Below are 16,795 nucleotides of genomic sequence, written 5' to 3' on the forward strand. Positions count from 1 at the left end.
CCGGGGGCCAGACAGCCGGCGCTTCTTGCCGGGCGGGTAGGGCTACCCGGCAGGCGCTTCCTGCCGCACGGGCAGGGCTACCCGGCAGGCGCTTCCTGCCGCACGACGATCAGCTAGCCGGCCGGTTCTTCGTACTTCGGGAAGATCGGCGTGGGCGCCGGCAACAGGGTGCCCGGCACCAAAGCCGTGCCGATGGCAGCGAAGTCGCGGGCGCCGCCGTCGTCCTGTCCCAGGACGTCCAGCAGCTTGCCGGCCGCGGCGGGCATGACCGGCTGGACCAGGATGGAGACTATGCGCAGCACCTCGAGCGTCACGTAGAGCACGGTGTTCATCCGTTCCACGTCCGTCTTGCGCAGCACCCAGGGAGCCTGTTCCGCGAAGTACGCGTTGGTGTCGCCGAGCACGGTCCAGATGGCTTCGAGCGACCCGTGGAAATCCTGGACCTCGTAGGCCGCCCGGGACTTCTCGAGGAGGCGCTCGGCGCGGGCCAGCAGTTCGTGGTCCTCGGCGGCAAGCGTCGCGGGCTGCGGGACCTTGCCCTCGCAGTTCTTCGCCACCATGGACAGCGACCGTTGGGCGAGGTTGCCCAGATTGTTGGCCAGGTCCGCGTTCATCCGGCCGACCACGGCGTCGTGATTGTAGGAGCCGTCGGCGCCGAAGGGAACTTCGCGCAGCAGGAAGAAGCGCACCTGGTCCAGGCCGTACTGCGCCACCCATTCGGCGGGAGCGACCACGTTGCCCAGCGACTTGGACATCTTCACGCCGTTGTTGTTCAGGAAGCCGTGGATCATGACGCGCTTGGGCAGTTCCAGACCGGCCGACATCAGGAAGGCGGGCCAGTAGACGGCGTGGAAGCGGGAGATGTCCTTGCCGATCACGTGGACGTCGGCCGGCCAGAACTTCTTGAACGACTCCGACTCCGTGTCCGGGTAGCCGACGCCGGTAAGGTAGTTGGTCAGGGCGTCGACCCAGACGTACATGACGTGCTTGTCGTTGCCCGGCACGGGCACGCCCCAGTCGAAGGTGGTCCGGGAGATTGACAGGTCCTCCAGGCCGCCCTTGACGAAGCTGATGACCTCGTTGAAGCGGCTGCGCGGGGCGCCGAAATCGGGGTGGTCTTCGTAGAGCTTGAGCAGCTTGTCCTGGTAGTTGGAGAGCCGGAAGAAGTAGCTCTCCTCCTCGGTCCAGGTCAGTTCGGTGTCGGTCTGGACGGAGTAGCGCTTGCCGTCTTCGCGGAGCTCGGTCTCGTCCTCGGCGTAGTAGGCCTCGTCGCGGATCGAGTACCAGCCCTCGTACTTGCCCAGGTAGATGTCCCCGGCCTCTTCCATCTTCTTCCAGATGGCCTGAGAGGCAGCGTAGTGGTCGGCATCGGTGGTGCGGATGAACCGGTCGTAGGAGATCTCCAGGACCTGATGGGCCGACTTGTAGGCCGCGGTGTTCCGGTCCACCAATTCCTTCGGGGTCATGCCCTCCTTGGCGGCGGTCTGGGCGATCTTCATGCCGTGCTCGTCCGTGCCCGTCAGAAACATGACGTCGTAGCCGTCCAGTCGCTTGAAGCGGGCCATCGCGTCGGTCGCAATGTACTCGTAGGCATGGCCGATATGCGGCACGCCGTTGGGGTACGTGATGGCCGTGGTGATGTAGAACGGGGGCTTGGGCTCGGATGCGGTCACCCTATGAAATTACCCTCTGCGTTCGGCGGTGTCGAAATGTGCGACGCGCTCGGTGGCGTGTGGTCGGTTGGTAGCCGCGGGTGAGGCGCGGGGCTAGGCGGCCTTGGCCTGGAGCGGTGCCGTAAGCACGCAAGCAGCGCGGGGCGGGGCCCTGGAGCGGTGGTGTCGGCAGGCAGGCAGCACGGGCCGTGGCGTGGGACGGGCGTGCCGCCAGTCGAGGAGCGCCGACGTCGGGCTTCATCCACAGATGTGCCGGCGGGATCGACGGCGGACGGGACGTGGGGCACGTTGGTTCGATGGACGAACTCATCGGCAGTCTCGGGCAGACATGCCGCATTGACCGAATCGTCACCTACCGGGAACTGCGCGAACTCGGGATCGAGGAACGCCAGATCACTGCCGCCGTGCGCCGCAGGATCCTGCGCCGCCTGCGGCGCGGCATCTACGTCTCGGAGGAATACTGGCGGGCGCAGAAACCGTGGGACCAGCAGGTGCTGATGATTAAAGCCCACCACGCGGCTTCCGACGGCAACCTTGTTTACAGCCATGCTTCGGCCGCACGGCTGTGGGGCCTGCACATCTGGAACGCGCCGCCTGAAATCCATGTGATCCAGCGCGGCCGCCGTGGCGAGAAGTCCGCTGGCACCGGGGTGGTGCGGCACACCCATCAGGTGCCGGACCGAGACGTGCGGATTCTGGACGGGGGCATCCGCGTAACATCCCGTGAGCGGACGGTACTGGACTGCGCGCGGGCGCTGCCATTCGAACCGGCCGTGGTCATCGCCGATTCGGCCCTCCAGCTCGGTGCGAGCCTCGAACGGATGCATGAATTGGCAGACGCCGCCCCCAGATCACGCTTCCTGACACGCGTCCGGCAAGTGCTCGACACCGTCGATGGGCGGTCCGAATCGGCGGGTGAGACCAGATTGCGGCTGAAACTGCGCAGTTGGAACTTCCCGCCGCCGGTACTTCAACACGAGATCAGGACGGCGGAGGGCACTTACCGCGCTGACTTCGCTTGGCCGGGACTGAAGCTCATCTTCGAGTTCGACGGCGAAAGCAAGTACCGCGCCTATCACCCCACGGACCAAGTGATTCTGGACGAGCGGAAGCGGGAGACTCGTTTGATGGAAGACGGCTGGACGATCGTCCGTGTCCGATGGAGCCATCTCGACGACGATGATGCGCTCAGGCAGCGTTTGGTCCGGAAGTACAACGAGGCGTTTCGCAAGGCCTCAGGCCTGACGGCGTGAGCGGACGCCATCCACCAGATCCCCCTTTGGCTGCCAGATCAGGGGCTATAACCGGTGATCTGGACGCTGACCCCTGACCTCGTCTCCAGATCAGGGGCCATGAGCGGTGACCTGGACGCTGACCCCTGACCTCGTCTCCAGATCAGGGGCCGTGCGACGTTGCCCGGGCGCCTAGTTCATCCGGGTGCTGCTGTCCGCGGCCTTGATGAGTTCCTGGTCGTGGGACGCCACGAGCACGGCAATGCCGTCCTTGGTGGTGTCCTTCAGGATGTGGATGATCTTGTTGGCCTGTTCGCGGTCCAGGTTGGCGGTGGGCTCGTCCACGACCAGGACCTTGGTGCCCAGGATCAGCGCCCGGGCGATGGCCACCCGCTGGCGTTCACCGCCGGAGAGCTGGCCCGGACGGTGGCGCATGCGGCGGCCCAGCCCGACCAGGTCCAGCAGGTCCTTGGCCATCTCGGTGCGCTCTTCCACCTTGCCGTCGGGCACGGCGGGCAGCAGGACGTTCTCCAGCGCGCTCATTCCGTCGATCAGCGCGCCGCCCTGGTCCACGTAGCCGATCAGGGCCCGGCGGCGGTCGGAGATCTCGTCGTCGTCCATGGCGCTGAGGGCGTCGCCCTGCCAGAACACCTCGCCGGCCGTGGGCTGCTGCAGTCCGGCGGCCACGGTGAGGATGCTGGTCTTGCCGGAGCCGCTGCGGCCGGCCAGACAGTGCATGGTGCCGGCTTCCAGGCCGAGGTCGAAGTCGTCGGCAATCACGAGCGGCTCGGCACCGCCGTCGTACCGGATGGTGATGCCCCGCAGCTCCACCGGCATGGCATGGTCGGCGGTGCGCTCCTTGGTGGCGGCGCGGGTCAGGGGTTCTTCGATCATTTCCGGGTCCTTGTCATCAAAACAAACCAGAGGAGCACGGCCGCGATGCCAGCGGCAGCGGCCCACACCGCGGTATGCGGTGCAATAAACAGGGCGGTCACGACGGCGCCGATGACCGCCAGCGGCAGGGCGACGGCGGCGGTGATGCCGGCCTCGCCGCGGCGGGCCTGCAGCAGCAGCGTGGGCGTCCAGCCCATGGCGCCGAGGATGGCAAACTGTTCGCGCTTGCGGCGCGCCTCGAACCGGGTGGTCATCAGCGCCAGCAGCAGCGCCGTGACCACGCCGAGCAGCGCCAGCGCGATGTTCAGGCCGCTCAGCTGTGCGGCGGCCAGCGAACCGAGCGCCGTGCTGCCGGCCGCCCGCGGAATGTCGGCCAGCACCGCCATCAGGGCTCCGGCCGCGGCGCCGAGCACCGCGACGCCCAACGCGATGGCCACGGTGTTGAACCGGTTGGTGCTCAGCTGGCGGGCGGCGAACTGCAGCGGGGTCTTCACCGACGGCACGCCGGCCGCCCCGGACGGTTCGACGTCCTTCGCCGGATGCGGCTTGAGCATGGCGGCGGAGATGAAGGCGGAGGCACCGTAGACGACCAGCGCGATCAGCGACACCCACAGCGTCACGGCGCTGCGGCTGATGGCGCTGGCCACGACGGCCACCACCAGCACGGCGACGCCGCCGACCAGCAGCTCGTTCAGGAACCAGGAGCGGATGCGCCGCCGGTTCCAGCCCATCGCCCGCAGCGTCACCGCTTCGGTCCGGCGGGAGCGGGTGAAGGCGACGGCGCTGGCGGCGGTCAACAGGGCCGCGCCGCCGACGGTCAGGGCCAGCAGCGCCGCGCTGGAGGCACTCAGGGCGCCCTGCACCTCGCCGGCCGCGCCCTGGCGGACCCAGGACTGCTGCACGGTGCCGAGGTCGCTGACCGTGCCGGAGGCGTCCTTGTGGTAGTCCGGCACGTAGATGGACACGTCTTCGCGGGCCGAGCCGGCCACCACCTGGGTCTGCAGGCCGAGGTCCTCGATCGCGGCGGCCACGGCGTTGATCTGGTCTTCGGCGTCGGCCCACGAGCCGGCGGCGTCGACGCGGACGCGGACCGCGTCGATGACCGGCTCCTCGGCGCTCGTGCCGCGGACGGCGGCCAGTCCCGCGAAGTCGGTGATCGCGCCCGCGGACTGCACGGACAGGCCGGCGCCGCTGAGGCCCGGCTTCATCACGGTGTCGTCGACGTTGTTGCCCTCGGCGTCTTTGGTGATGGTCACCGGCGTCGGGTCGTACCCGCCCAACGGCAGGTAGTTCACGTCGCCGGCGGCCTCGCGCACGGCGGACGCGTCGAAGGTGCCGTAGACGAAGGGCAGCGGAGTGGCGGATTCGCCGCCGGAATCCACGGTGCTGCGGTAGGACTGCTCTTCCACCGGTTCCCGCTGGCTCTGGTCCGGTTCCAGCTGCCACTGGAGGGTCTTCTCCGGCAGCTTGTTGACCTGGATCCAACCCTGCGGCGTGGCGGTCTGCTCCGCGCTCCCGTCGCTGGCGGCGTCCCCGGCGGTGAACTCCGGGTTGGACATGAAGTCCGTGGTCCACACCGGCGGCTGGTGCAGGCCGGCGACCATCTGGACGCCGCCGGAGCCCAGCAGGTAGTTGTAGTCCTCTCCGCCGGGCCAGCGCAGCTGGAAGGGCTTGCTGGAGGCGAAGGGCAGGTAGCCCTCCCCCAGCTCCTTGCTGACGGTGCCGACCTCCGAAACGGTGTTGCCGGCGTCGTCCAGTTCTTCGATGGTGACCGAGTAGGTCAGGTCGAGGTCGGTGCCGGAGCGGACCACCATGGGGATGACCTGGGATTCCTCGTCCAGCGTGCCGGCTTCCACCGCGTTCTGGTACTGGACGAAGAACGGGCTCCAGAACTCGAACGGGTGCCCGTCGATGGCGGCGCCTTCGCCGCCCTCGGAGAACATGCCCATGCCGAACTGCGAGGAGAAGTGCTGGCCCAGTTCCTGGGCGTTGCGGTCGGTCGGTTCCGGTGCCTGCTTGAGCGGGGCCAGGAAGTCGCCGGCCTCGCCGAGCAGCGCGGATTCGGCCGCCGGGTCCACGGCAACCACCGTCTCGGTGATCTGCGGCAGCATGGGCAGCGCGATGGTGGTGTCGAAATCGCCGTGCATGCTGCCGCCGGCCGGGTCCGGGAACTTGATGCCGGTTTCGCCCTTGGGTGCCACGGTGCGCAGGCTGGTGCCACCGGGTACTTTCAGCTCCTCCAGCTTCGCCTGGCCCAGGGAACCCTCGGCGGCTGTTTCAAAGAGGACGGTGTCCGTCAGGCCGTCGGAGCTGACGGCCTTGGCGGTGATCCGGTAGTTCGTCGGTTCTTCGTTGAAGACGGAATCCGGCGCCGGCCACTCTTCCTTCGGCACGGCGTCCTTGATGCCCTGGCCCTTGAGGTACTGCTCGATGTTCGGGTTGTAGCCGACATAATCGGTGGCCTTCAGCTGCGGGAACTCGATGTCCTGGACCACCTTGGACACGAGCGAAATCGGGGCCGCGACGGAGACGCCGTCGATCCCCCGGACCTGCTCCAGATCCGACGCGGCGATGCCGCCGTTGCCGCTGAGGAAGTCCGGCTGGCGCAGTTCGTCGCCCGAGGTGCCCTCGGGCAGGACCAGGATGTCGTACACACCGCGGGTGTTGGCGTCGACGATCCGGGTCAGCGATGCCTGTGCCCGGCCCTGGACGAAAATGGAAAGGACCATTGCCGCGATCAGGACGGCGACCGTCACCACGAGCGAACGGCTGCGCATGAAGCGTGACGCAGCGTTGAACCGGATTTCCACAGAATCACTCCATACGGCAGCAAAAAGGCCAGAGGTCGAATTGACCCGGCATTAAGGTTCTCACGAGGTGAGCGCAGGCGAGGAATCGACCCGCGGGTCTGCGTAAAGCCCGCCCGGCCCCGGGGGAACAGCAGGGACCGGGCGCGCTTTACCGCGCGGCGAGAGTCAGTCCTGCAGGTCGACTTCGCGGGCCACGACGGCGCCGATCTCCGCGCTGAGCCTTTCCAGCAGGTCCTGCGGCAGGGCGCTGTCCACGGTCAGCACGGCCAACGCCTGCTTGCTGGCGTCGTTGCGGGCCACCTGCATGCCGGCGATGTTGATGTCCTGCTCGCCCAGCAGCCGGCCCAGGGTGCCGATGACGCCCGGACGGTCCTCGTAGAGGAAGACGATCACGTGTTCGCTGATCGGCATTTCCACCTCGTAGCCGTTGATGGCCACGATCTTCTGGATCTGCTTGGGGCCGGTCAGCGTGCCGGAGACGGAGATCTGCGAACCGTCCGACAGGGCGCCGCGGATGGTGAGCACGTTGCGGTACTCTTCGGACTCCGTGGTGGTGATCAGGCGGGTGTTGATGCCGCGCTGCTCGGCCAGCACGGGGGCGTTGACGTAGGAGACCTGCTCGGAGACGACGTCCCGGAAGACGCCCTTGAGCGCGGCCAGTTCCAGCGCCTTCACGTCCAGCTCGGCGATCTCGCCGGCCACTTCGACGTCGATCTGGGTCACCGAATCGTGGGTCAGCGCGGTGAAGATCCGGCCGAGCTTTTCGATCAGCGGGATGCCCGGGCGGACGTCCGGGGCGATCACGCCGCCGGCCACGTTCACGGCGTCGGGCACCAGTTCCCCGGCCAGCGCCAGGCGCACGGACTTGGCCACGGAGATGCCGGCCTTCTCCTGCGCTTCCTCGGTGGAGGCGCCCAGGTGCGGGGTGACCACCACGTTCTCCAGTTCGAAGAACGGCAGGTCGGTGCTCGGCTCGGTGACGAAGACGTCGATGGCGGCGCCGGCGATCTTGCCTTCCTTCAGCGCGTCGTAGAGCGCGGCTTCGTCGATCAGGCCGCCGCGGGCCACGTTGACCACGCAGGCTGTGGGCTTCATCTTTTCGAAGGCGGCGGCACCGATCATGCCCACCGTCTCCGGGGTCTTCGGCATGTGGATGGTGATGAAGTCGGACTGCTCCAGCAGCTCGTCCAGGCTGACCAGCTGCACGCCCAGCTGGGCGGCGCGGGCGCTGGTCACGTACGGGTCGTAGGCCAGGATCTGGGTCTCGAACGCCTGCATGCGCGCGGCGATCAGGGCGCCGATGCGGCCCAGGCCGATGATGCCGATCTTCTTCTCGTAGATCTCGGTGCCGGTGTACTTGGAGCGCTTCCACTCGCCGCCCTTGAGCGAGGCGTTCGCGGCGGGGATGTGGCGGGCCAGGGCCAGGATGTGGCCGACGGTCAGTTCGGCGGCGGAGACGATGTTGGAGGTCGGGGCGTTCACGACCATGACGCCGGCCTGGGTGGCAGCCTTGATGTCCACGTTGTCCAGGCCCACGCCGGCGCGGGCGATGACCTTCAGGTTCTTGGCCGCGGCAATGGCCTCGGCGTCCACCTTGGTGGCGGAGCGGACCAGGATGGCGTCGACGTCGGCAATCGCGGCCAGCAGCTGGGACCTGTCGGCTCCATCGGTCTGCCGGATCTCGAAGTCGGGCCCGAGGGCTTCGATGGTCGCCGGGGAGAGTTCCTCCGCCAGCAGGACTACTGGTTTTTCCACAGGGGTGTTCCTTCGCTGCAAGCATGGTGATGGCCGTGCGTATAGATGGGGGTGACTCCAGTCTAGAACGGCTGCGGCCCTGTCCCCCAGTTGTTACCGGGACCGGCCGGCCGGCACCGGCCCGGTGAAACGGCGGGCCATGGGAATCGTGACGACGACGGCGGGTGCCACGGAAACATGACGACGGCGGCGCGCCTCGGGAGCCACGACGACGGCGGCGCGCCTCGGGAGCCGTGACGACGACGGCGGGGCCTTCCGGAAAACGCGACGGCCGGCGCCCGCAGTGGGCGCCGGCCGTCGGACTGACCTAGCGGGCTGCTACGCCCTCGGTGTAGTCGTCGTCGGACTTGATCCAGGAGAACAGCTTGCGCAGTTCGCGGCCGGTGGCCTCGATCGGGTGGTCTTCGCCCTTCTGGCGCAGCTCCAGGAACTCCTTGGCGCCGTTGGCCTGGTCGTCCATGAAGCGCTTGGCGAAGGAGCCGTTCTGGATGTCGGCCAGGACTGCCTTCATGTTCTCCTTCACCTCCGGGGTGATCACGCGCGGGCCGGAGACATAGTCGCCGAACTCGGCGGTGTCGGAGACCGACCAGCGCTGCTTGGCGATGCCGCCTTCGACCATCAGGTCAACGATCAGCTTGAGCTCGTGCAGCACCTCGAAGTAGGCGATCTCCGGCTTGTAGCCGGCCTCGGTCAGGGTCTCGAAGCCGTACTGCACCAGCTGCGAGGCGCCGCCGCAGAGCACTGCCTGCTCGCCGAACAGGTCGGTCTCGGTCTCTTCGGTGAAGGTGGTCTCGATGACGCCGGCGCGGGTGCCGCCGATGCCCTTGGCGTAGGAGAGCGCCAGGGCCTTGGCGTTGCCGGTGAAGTCCTGCTCGATGGCGATCAGGTCCGGGACACCGCGGCCGGCCTCGAACTCGCGGCGCACGATGTGGCCCGGGCCCTTCGGGGCGACCAGGGCGACGTCGACGTTGGCCGGCGGCTGGATGAAGCCGTAGCGGATGTTGAAGCCGTGGCCGAAGAACAGGGCGTTGCCCTCTTCGAGCTTGTCGGCGATGGACTCGGCGTAGACCTTCGCCTGGACCTGGTCCGGGGTCAGGATCATGATGACGTCGGCCTCGGCGGCAGCGTCGGCGACGGAGAGGACCTTCAGGCCCTCGGCCTCGGCCTTGGCGCGGGACTTGGAGCCCTCGGCCAGGCCGACGCGGACGTCGACGCCGGAGTCGCGCAGGCTCAGGGCATGGGCATGGCCCTGGCTGCCGTAGCCAATGACAGCGACCTTGCGGCCCTGGATGATCGAAAGGTCGGCGTCGTCGTCGTAATACAGCTCAGTCACTTAGGTTTCTCCTGTTGGGATTGCGTGGAAAGGAATCAGGCGGAACGCAGCGCGCGGTCGCTCATGGAGCGGGAGCCGCGGCCAATGGCCAGCGTTCCGGATTGGACTATTTCGCGGATGCCAAACGGCTCCAGCACTGCAAGCAGGGCCTCGAGCTTATCGGCGGTGCCGGTGGCCTCCAGGACCAACGAGTCGGTGGACACGTCGACCACGGAGGCGCGGAACAAGTCTGCTGCCTGGGTTACCTGCAGCCGTGTTGCGGCATCCGCGCGGACCTTGACCAGGATGTGGTCGCGTTGCACGGAAGTTTCGGGAACCAGCTCAACAATCTTGATGACGTTGATGAGCTTGTTCAGTTGTTTGGTGACCTGCTCCAGCAGGTCGCCCTCGGCCTCGACCACCACGGTAATGCGGGAGAACCCGTCTGCTTCCGTGGGGCCGACGGCCAGAGAATGGATGTTGAACGCCCGGCGGGCGAAGAGGCTGGCGACGCGGGTCAACACACCCGGGACGTCCTCCACCAGCACTGAAAGGGTATGGCGGGACATTCCTAGTCCTCCTCTTCCCACTCGGGGGTCATGTCGCGGGCAATCTGGATCAGGTCGTTGCTCACGCCGGAGGGGACCATCGGCCACACCATGGCGTTGGGGCTGACCACGAAGTCGATCACCACGGGGCGGTCGTTGATCGCCAGCGCCTGCTGGATCGTGGCGTCGATGTCCTCCGGACGTTCGCAGCGCAGGCCCACGCAGTCGTAGGCGTCGGCCATCTTCACGAAGTCCGGCACCCGCACGGTGTCGTGGCCGGTGTTCAGGTCGGTGTTGGAGTACCGGCCGTCGTAGAACAGGGTCTGCCACTGGCGGACCATGCCCAGCGAGGAGTTGTTGATCACCGCGACCTTGATGGGGATGTTGTTCAGCCGGCAGGTGGCCAGTTCCTGGTTGGTCATCTGGAAGCAGCCGTCGCCGTCGATGGCCCAGACCACGCGGTCCGGGTTGCCCACCTTGGCGCCCATGGCGGCCGGCACCGAGTAGCCCATGGTGCCCAGGCCGCCGGAGTTCAGCCAGGCGTGCGGGCGCTCGTACTTGATGAACTGCGCGCTCCACATCTGGTGCTGGCCCACCCCGGCGACGTAGACGCCTTCCGGCCCGGTCAGCTCGCCGATCCGCTGGATCACCTGCTGCGGGGCCATCAGGCCGTCGTCGGGCTCGGCGAAGCCCAGCGGGTAGGTCTCGCGCAGCCGCTCCAGCGTGGCCCACCAGGCGGAGAGGTCCGGGGTTCCCTCGGCGGCGAACCGCTCGCGGCAGGCCTCGGCCAGTTCCGGAATGATCTCCTTGACCGAACCGACGATCGGCACGTCGGCGGTGCGGTTCTTGGAGATCTCCGCCGGGTCGATGTCCGCGTGGATCACCTTGGCACCCGGGGCGAAGCTGCTCAGCACGCCGGTGACGCGGTCGTCGAAGCGGGCGCCGAGCGTGATCAGCAGGTCGGCCTGCTGCAGCGCAGTCACCGCCGAGACGGAGCCGTGCATGCCCGGCATCCCCACGTGCTGCGGGTGCGAGTCCGGGAACACGCCGCGGGCCATCAGCGTGGTGGCCACCGGGGCGCCCACCAGCTCGGCCAGCTCGCGCAGCTCCTGCGACGCGTGGGCCTTGATCACGCCGCCGCCCACGTAGAAGGCCGGGCGCTCCGCCGCGGCGATCAGCTTGGCGGCCTCGCGGACCTGCTTGGAGTGCCCGCGGACCACGGTGCGGTAGCCGGGGATGTCGATCTTCGGCGGCCACGAAAAGCTCATCGTGGACTGCTGGGCGTCCTTGGTGATGTCCACCAGCACCGGGCCGGGGCGGCCGGTGGTGGCGATATGGAACGCCTCGGCCAGGGCGCGGGGAATGTCCTGCGCCTTGGTGACCAGGTAGGAGTGCTTGGTGATCGGCATGGTGATGCCGACGATGTCCGCTTCCTGGAACGCGTCCGAGCCGATCACGGCCGAGGAGACCTGCCCGGTGATCGCCACCATCGGCACCGAGTCCATGTGCGCGTCGGCAATGGCGGTGACCAGGTTGGTGGCCCCCGGGCCGGAGGTGACAATGCAGACACCGGGGCGGCCGGTGACCATGGCATAACCCTGTGCGGCGTGGCCTGCACCCTGTTCATGACGGACCAAGACGTGGTTGATCTTGGCCGAATCCATGAGCGGGTCGTAGGTGGGGAGGATGGCCCCGCCCGGCAACCCGAAGACGTCATCGACGCCCAGTTCTTCCAGCGAACGGACAACGGCTTGTGAGCCGGTCATTTCCGTGGGCGGCACGATGTTGTTCGGCCCGACTACCGGGCTGAGGCCGTCCACGACGGAAGAGACAGAGGCAGCTACATCTTTGGTTTTGACAGCGTCGGGCGAGGCCGGCGCCTTATTGGCCATCAGCGAGGGGCTGATTGGCGATCCCTTAGTCATCGGATTTCCTTTGCGGATCTTGATGTTCTCTGATGTGCTTGCCGTCCTCCGCGAGCGGGGAACGGCCCTGTTCTCTTCTGCAAATAAAAAAACCCCGTCGAGCCGGTTGGCTCCGATGGGGTTTCGCGCGTGACGTGGTCGTGCCAGACGGGCGTTTACGCCACGCGCTTGGTAAGGACGACCACGGATACGCTTTGCATGGCTTCAGTCTCGTGCCACGCGGATATCAGTGTCAACCTGAGACATCGCCGTCTCATTATTTGGGCACTTGAGTCCATAAGATGGACCCTTCACCCGGGGAGGGGCACGACGGCGGGCGCCCGCCTCGCGGAGGGAGCGCCCGCCGTCGTGATTCAGCTGCAGTACGCGCCGGTGGAGGCGGAGTTCACGAGCTTGACGTACTTGGCCAGCACGCCGGTGGTGAACTTCGGCGCCAGCGGTTCCCAGCCCACCCGGCGCGCTTCCAGTTCGGCCTCGTCGACCAGCAGGTCGAAGCTGCGGGCCGCGATGTCCACGCGGATCAGGTCGCCGTCGCGCACGAACGCGATCGGGCCGCCGTCGACCGCTTCCGGCGCCACGTGTCCGATGCACAGGCCGGTGGTGCCGCCGGAGAACCGGCCGTCGGTGAGCAGCAGCACGTCCTTGCCGAGCCCGGCGCCCTTGATGGCGCCCGTGATGGCCAGCATCTCGCGCATGCCCGGGCCGCCCTTGGGGCCCTCGTAGCGGATGACCACCACGTCGCCGGCCTTGATCTGCCCGTTGTCCAGCGCGTCCAGGGCGCCCTGCTCGCGTTCGAACACGCGGGCGGTGCCCTCGAAGACGTCGGCGTCGAAGCCCGCGGACTTGACCACGGCGCCCTCGGGAGCCAGCGAACCGTGCAGGATGGTCACGCCGCCGGTCTTGTGGATGGGGTTGTCCAGGGCGCGCAGGATCTTGCCGTCCGGGTCCGGCGGGTTGATGGCCGCCAGGTTCTCGGCCACGGTCTTGCCGGTCACGGTCAGGCAGTCGCCGTGCAGCAGGCCCGCATCCAGCAGCGCCTTCATGACCACCGGGACGCCGCCGATCTTGTCCAGGTCGAACATCACGTGGCGGCCGAAGGGCTTCATGTCGGCCAGGTGCGGGACCTTGTCGCCGATCCGGTTGAAGTCGTCCAGCGTCAGGTCCACCTCCGCCTCGCGGGCGATCGCCAGCAGGTGCAGCACGGCGTTGGTGGAGCCGCCGAAGGCCATGGTCACCGCGATGGCGTTCTCGAAGGCCTTCTTGGTCATGATGTCGCGGGCGCGGATGCCCTTGCGCAGCAGGTTCACCACGGCCTCGCCGGACTTGTGCGCGAAGTTGTCGCGGCGGCGGTCCGCGGACGGCGGCGCGGCCGAACCCGGCAGCGACATGCCCATCGCCTCGCCGATGGAGGCCATGGTGTTGGCCGTGTACATGCCGCCGCAGGCGCCTTCGCCCGGGCAGATGGCGCGTTCGATCGAGTCCAGGTCCTTGCGGCTCATCTTGCCGGCGGCGCAGGCCCCCACGGCTTCGAAGGCGTCGATCAGCGTGACTTCCTTCTCCGAACCGTCCTCCATCTTCGCGAAGCCCGGCATGATCGTGCCGGCGTAGAGGAACACCGAGGAGAGGTTCAGGCGGGCGGCGGCCATCAGCATGCCCGGCAGCGACTTGTCGCAGCCGGCCAGCAGCACGGAACCGTCGAGGCGCTCGGCCATCATGACCGTTTCCACCGAGTCGGCGATGACCTCGCGGGAGACCAGCGAGAAGTGCATGCCCTCGTGCCCCATGGAAATGCCGTCGGAGACGGAGATGGTGCCGAACTGCATCGGGAAACCGCCGCCGGCGTGGACGCCTTCCTTGGCGCCCTGGGCCAGCCGGTTCAGCGACAGGTTGCAAGGGGTGATTTCGTTCCAGGAGCTCGCGATGCCGATCTGCGGCTTGGCGAAGTCCTCGTCGCCCATCCCTACGGCTCGGAGCATGCCGCGCGCCGGAGCGGCGTGGATGCCATCGGTTACTACCCGGCTACGGGGCTTGATGTCTGGGGTTGCGTCCGCACTCATGGCATCGATTCTATGACCCGCGCCGCCGTGGCAGGGCCATATTACGACGGCGGTGCCTCGGCTGGCCCGGCGCCCCCGGGCCCGGGCCGCCCGGATCCGGCCGCACTGCCGCGCGCCGGGGCTGCCCGGATCCGGCCGCCCTCAGCCCTGCTGGCTGGCGATCGCCGCCGCCTCCTGCTGCAGCATTCCGATCACGCGGTGCACGCTGCTGCGCTCGGCCACGTCGCTGCGGGCCAGCACCACGATGGTCCGGCGGGCGCGGATCCCCTCCAGCGGGCGCATCACGAAGCCGCGCGTGGACTGCGCCTTCCGGGAGGTAAACCGCGGCACCACGGCGAGCCCGTGCCCGGCGGCCACCATGGCCTCCATTACGCGCAGGTCGGCGTAGCGTGTGGTGCGCTTGGCCAGCCTGCCGGTGCGCGCTTCGATCTGGCGCAGCACCTGCTCGAAGGGAAAGCCCTGCGGGACGCCGATCCACGGGTGGTCCACCACGTCCTCGGGCCGGAGGACGTCCAGTGCCGCCAGCGGATGGCCGGCGGGCATGGCCACGTCCAGTGGTTCGTCCAGCAACGGCAGCACGGTGATGCCGTTGCGGGCGAAGGCCTCGACGCCCTGCTGGCTGTGGGCCAGCACCAGGTCGTAGTCGGCCGCCAGCGGCAGGAACCCCTCGACGGACGGGTCTTCCAGGCAGGGGTCGAAGTGCAGCCCCTCGATGTCCTGCAGCCGGTACATCAGGCCCGGCAGGAACATTTCCGCCGCACTGGGAAAGAACGCGGCACGGATTTGGTTTTGCCAGCCGCTGCGGTAGCCGTCCACGGTGGCCTGCGCCCGCTCCATCGCCGCGGAGACGTCCGCGGCGGCTGCTGCCATGGCCAGCCCGGCCTCGGTCAGCCGCACTCCCCTGCCGGCTTTCTCCACCAGCGTGACGCCCACCTCCCGCTGCAGCGCCTTCAGCTGCTGGGAGACGGCCGAGGCTGTGATCTTCATCGCAGCGGCGGTGGCGACGACGGATCCGCGGTCGCCCAGTTCCCGCAGAATCTGCAGCCGCCTCATGTCCATAAAGAGATACTACATAGTGAGGTAAGTAACGTTAGCTTGAACTTGACGGTTGCCCCGGTTGACAATAGCGGCATGACAGTCTCAGTTGCCCTGACCGCAGTAGGGATGGCGGCCGTCTTGGCGCGCCTCGCCGTCGTTGTCCGCCGCGACCATGGCCCGGTTCCCCGCAGCCACACGTGGGAGACCGACCATTCGGCCATGCCGGTGAAAGCGGTCGACGCCGTCTGACTTCCACCTTTACAATCAAGCGCCGGGCACCACATGGGCCAGGCGCTTTTTTGTGGGTCCGGTTCCTTAGGCTGACGGCAGCGCCCCGCGCTTCCGGCGCCGCAGGCGCCCAGCACTCCCGCCCGATTACGCACCTTCCGAAGGCCACATGCCCACCAGCGACGAACTCAAGGACGCGCTTAGCGCCATCTTTGACTCCCAGATTCCCAACTACGGCGACTACAACCTCGTCTTCGCCAGCGGCCGCCAGGACGATGCGCACCGGACGCAGGGCGGGACCGAAGACTTTTACGTGATCGGTTACCGCTGGCGGCCGCAGGAACTGGTCATCGCGCCGTTCGACGGCTCCGCGCTGACGGCCGGCGGCACCCCCGTCGCGATCAACATGACCAACATGTCCCACGCAGTCCAGCTCGGCGGCGGGGAATACGAAGTGGGCACCAGCACCGGCAGGACGTTCCGGTTCGGCGTCCAGGCCGAAGGCAGGCTGCCCGCCGAGGGCCACACGATCGACCAGTCCGAAGACCAGCCCGACTTCCACAGCTTCATGGCGGAGCTGATCTTCCGGGCCTAGCGGCCCGCCCCGGGCCTGCAAAGCATCGCCTCAACCTGCCGGTCCACCTCACGTTTTCGGAGACGGAACCGGCCACGGGAGGCTATGGACACTGCCGTGTCCCGCACGTAACGTCGGGACCGGATGCAGCACAACCATCAACCGAAGGTGAAGGCCATGGACCGGAGATGGGGAATCAGGACCGCCATCGCAGCCACCATCGCGACCGCCCTGCTGTGCCGGTTGTTCAGCCGCAAGTCCCGCTCCACGGAGGCCGGATCCCCGGCCGCCCCCGCGCCGGCGAATCCGGCGCACGCCCCCTCCGGACCCGCCCCCACGCCGTCGAACCTGGCGCACGCGCCCTCCGAGGCCGCCCCCACGCCGTCGAACCTGGCGCACGCCCCCTCCGAGGCCGCCCCCACGCCGTCGAACCTGATGCACGCCCCCTCCGGCACTGCCAGCGGGAACCCAACGACCGGCCGCACGCCGCGGGCATTCGACGAGGACCTGATGGTGGAGGAGACCATGCCGGAGTCCCCGGGCGACACCGGCACGTCGGCTGCCGGCGGCTTCGGCGCGGACGAGCCGGTGCCGGCCGATGTCGAGGACGCGGCAGCGGAGCAGGCGGCGGTCACGGACAAACCGCTCTACGATGAGACCGAATGGCTCGGTTACGCGGGCGAGGCGGTCATCGAACCGTCCGTGGAGGCCGAGGATGGGAACGGAGCGGACCGGAAACGAGGCTGACG

13 protein-coding genes are annotated in these 16,795 nt (G+C 68.0%); 4 read left to right on the top strand and 9 right to left on the bottom strand.

The genetic code is table 11. From position 1 onward, the window contains the following. Nucleotides 1–113: 113 nt before the first annotated feature. Complete coding sequence (metG, locus tag AC5RVG_RS00730; RefSeq protein ID WP_494012354.1) at nucleotides 114–1,673, bottom strand: methionine--tRNA ligase; 1,560 nt, start codon at nucleotides 1,671–1,673, stop codon at nucleotides 114–116. A 296-nt stretch (nucleotides 1,674–1,969) separates the two neighbouring features. On the opposite strand from metG, the gene AC5RVG_RS00735 reads away from it, so the two are divergent. Continuing rightward, nucleotides 1,970–2,926 carry a type IV toxin-antitoxin system AbiEi family antitoxin domain-containing protein gene (locus AC5RVG_RS00735; protein ID WP_494012355.1) on the top strand — a complete coding sequence of 319 codons (957 nt, stop codon included), beginning with the start codon at nucleotides 1,970–1,972 and terminating at the stop codon, nucleotides 2,924–2,926. 171 nt (nucleotides 2,927–3,097) lie between these two features. Here AC5RVG_RS00735 and AC5RVG_RS00740 read toward each other — a convergent pair whose 3' ends face one another. The 8 genes from AC5RVG_RS00740 to AC5RVG_RS00775 form a co-directional block, all read right to left on the bottom strand. Further along, nucleotides 3,098–3,799 (bottom strand): ABC transporter ATP-binding protein, encoded by a 702-nt coding sequence (locus AC5RVG_RS00740; protein WP_494000030.1) that lies wholly within the window; start codon nucleotides 3,797–3,799, stop codon nucleotides 3,098–3,100. Further along, the gene (locus AC5RVG_RS00745) at nucleotides 3,796–6,609 is read right to left on the bottom strand and encodes an ABC transporter permease (protein ID WP_494012356.1); all 2,814 of its coding nucleotides are present in this window, start codon (nucleotides 6,607–6,609) and stop codon (nucleotides 3,796–3,798) included. The genes AC5RVG_RS00740 and AC5RVG_RS00745 overlap by 4 nt, the downstream gene beginning before the upstream one ends. Nucleotides 6,610–6,774: 165 nt before the next feature. Then, nucleotides 6,775–8,364: a phosphoglycerate dehydrogenase gene (gene serA, locus AC5RVG_RS00750; protein WP_494000032.1), complete on the bottom strand. Its 1,590-nt coding sequence runs from the start codon at nucleotides 8,362–8,364 to the stop codon at nucleotides 6,775–6,777. A gap of 307 nt (nucleotides 8,365–8,671) precedes the next feature. Beyond that, complete coding sequence (ilvC, locus tag AC5RVG_RS00755) at nucleotides 8,672–9,697, bottom strand: ketol-acid reductoisomerase (RefSeq protein WP_493941723.1); 1,026 nt, start codon at nucleotides 9,695–9,697, stop codon at nucleotides 8,672–8,674. Nucleotides 9,698–9,732: 35 nt separating this feature from the next. Further along, nucleotides 9,733–10,245: an acetolactate synthase small subunit gene (ilvN, locus tag AC5RVG_RS00760; RefSeq protein WP_493979937.1), complete on the bottom strand. Its 513-nt coding sequence runs from the start codon at nucleotides 10,243–10,245 to the stop codon at nucleotides 9,733–9,735. Between the two features lie 2 nt (nucleotides 10,246–10,247). Beyond that, nucleotides 10,248–12,149 carry an acetolactate synthase large subunit gene (locus AC5RVG_RS00765; RefSeq protein ID WP_494012357.1) on the bottom strand — a complete coding sequence of 634 codons (1,902 nt, stop codon included), beginning with the start codon at nucleotides 12,147–12,149 and terminating at the stop codon, nucleotides 10,248–10,250. A gap of 353 nt (nucleotides 12,150–12,502) precedes the next feature. Further along, nucleotides 12,503–14,206 (bottom strand): dihydroxy-acid dehydratase, encoded by a 1,704-nt coding sequence (gene ilvD, locus AC5RVG_RS00770; protein WP_494000034.1) that lies wholly within the window; start codon nucleotides 14,204–14,206, stop codon nucleotides 12,503–12,505. Nucleotides 14,207–14,347: 141 nt separating this feature from the next. Further along, a complete protein-coding gene (locus AC5RVG_RS00775; protein WP_494012358.1) occupies nucleotides 14,348–15,265 on the bottom strand; it encodes a LysR family transcriptional regulator in 918 nt (305 codons plus the stop codon). A gap of 72 nt (nucleotides 15,266–15,337) precedes the next feature. Between AC5RVG_RS00775 and AC5RVG_RS00780 the strand changes: the two genes are divergently transcribed. The 3 genes from AC5RVG_RS00780 (at nucleotide 15,338) to AC5RVG_RS00790 (ending at nucleotide 16,793) form a co-directional block, all read left to right on the top strand. Then, nucleotides 15,338–15,493: a hypothetical protein gene (locus AC5RVG_RS00780; RefSeq protein WP_494000036.1), complete on the top strand. Its 156-nt coding sequence runs from the start codon at nucleotides 15,338–15,340 to the stop codon at nucleotides 15,491–15,493. Between the two features lie 148 nt (nucleotides 15,494–15,641). Then, on the top strand, nucleotides 15,642–16,067 hold the full coding sequence (locus tag AC5RVG_RS00785) for a hypothetical protein (RefSeq protein ID WP_494012359.1): 426 nt from the start codon (nucleotides 15,642–15,644) through the stop codon (nucleotides 16,065–16,067). 156 nt (nucleotides 16,068–16,223) lie between these two features. Next, nucleotides 16,224–16,793, top strand: coding sequence for a hypothetical protein (locus tag AC5RVG_RS00790; protein WP_494012360.1), 570 nt, complete (start codon nucleotides 16,224–16,226; stop codon nucleotides 16,791–16,793). Nucleotides 16,794–16,795: the final 2 nt, after the last annotated feature.

Source organism: Arthrobacter senegalensis, from assembly GCF_059091765.1.

What these genes read in the sequence shown, in the direction of transcription:
- ilvD (WP_494000034.1), bottom strand. Translation starts at nt 14,206, where the DNA reads ATGAGTGCGGACGCAACCCCAGACATCAAGCCCCGTAGCCGGGTAGTA.
- AC5RVG_RS00740 (WP_494000030.1), bottom strand. Translation starts at nt 3,799, where the DNA reads ATGATCGAAGAACCCCTGACCCGCGCCGCCACCAAGGAGCGCACCGCC.
- AC5RVG_RS00735 (WP_494012355.1), top strand. Translation starts at nt 1,970, where the DNA reads ATGGACGAACTCATCGGCAGTCTCGGGCAGACATGCCGCATTGACCGA.
- AC5RVG_RS00780 (WP_494000036.1), top strand. Translation starts at nt 15,338, where the DNA reads ATGACAGTCTCAGTTGCCCTGACCGCAGTAGGGATGGCGGCCGTCTTG.
- AC5RVG_RS00790 (WP_494012360.1), top strand. Translation starts at nt 16,224, where the DNA reads ATGGACCGGAGATGGGGAATCAGGACCGCCATCGCAGCCACCATCGCG.
- ilvN (WP_493979937.1), bottom strand. Translation starts at nt 10,245, where the DNA reads ATGTCCCGCCATACCCTTTCAGTGCTGGTGGAGGACGTCCCGGGTGTG.
- AC5RVG_RS00775 (WP_494012358.1), bottom strand. Translation starts at nt 15,265, where the DNA reads ATGGACATGAGGCGGCTGCAGATTCTGCGGGAACTGGGCGACCGCGGA.
- AC5RVG_RS00765 (WP_494012357.1), bottom strand. Translation starts at nt 12,149, where the DNA reads ATGACTAAGGGATCGCCAATCAGCCCCTCGCTGATGGCCAATAAGGCG.
- AC5RVG_RS00785 (WP_494012359.1), top strand. Translation starts at nt 15,642, where the DNA reads ATGCCCACCAGCGACGAACTCAAGGACGCGCTTAGCGCCATCTTTGAC.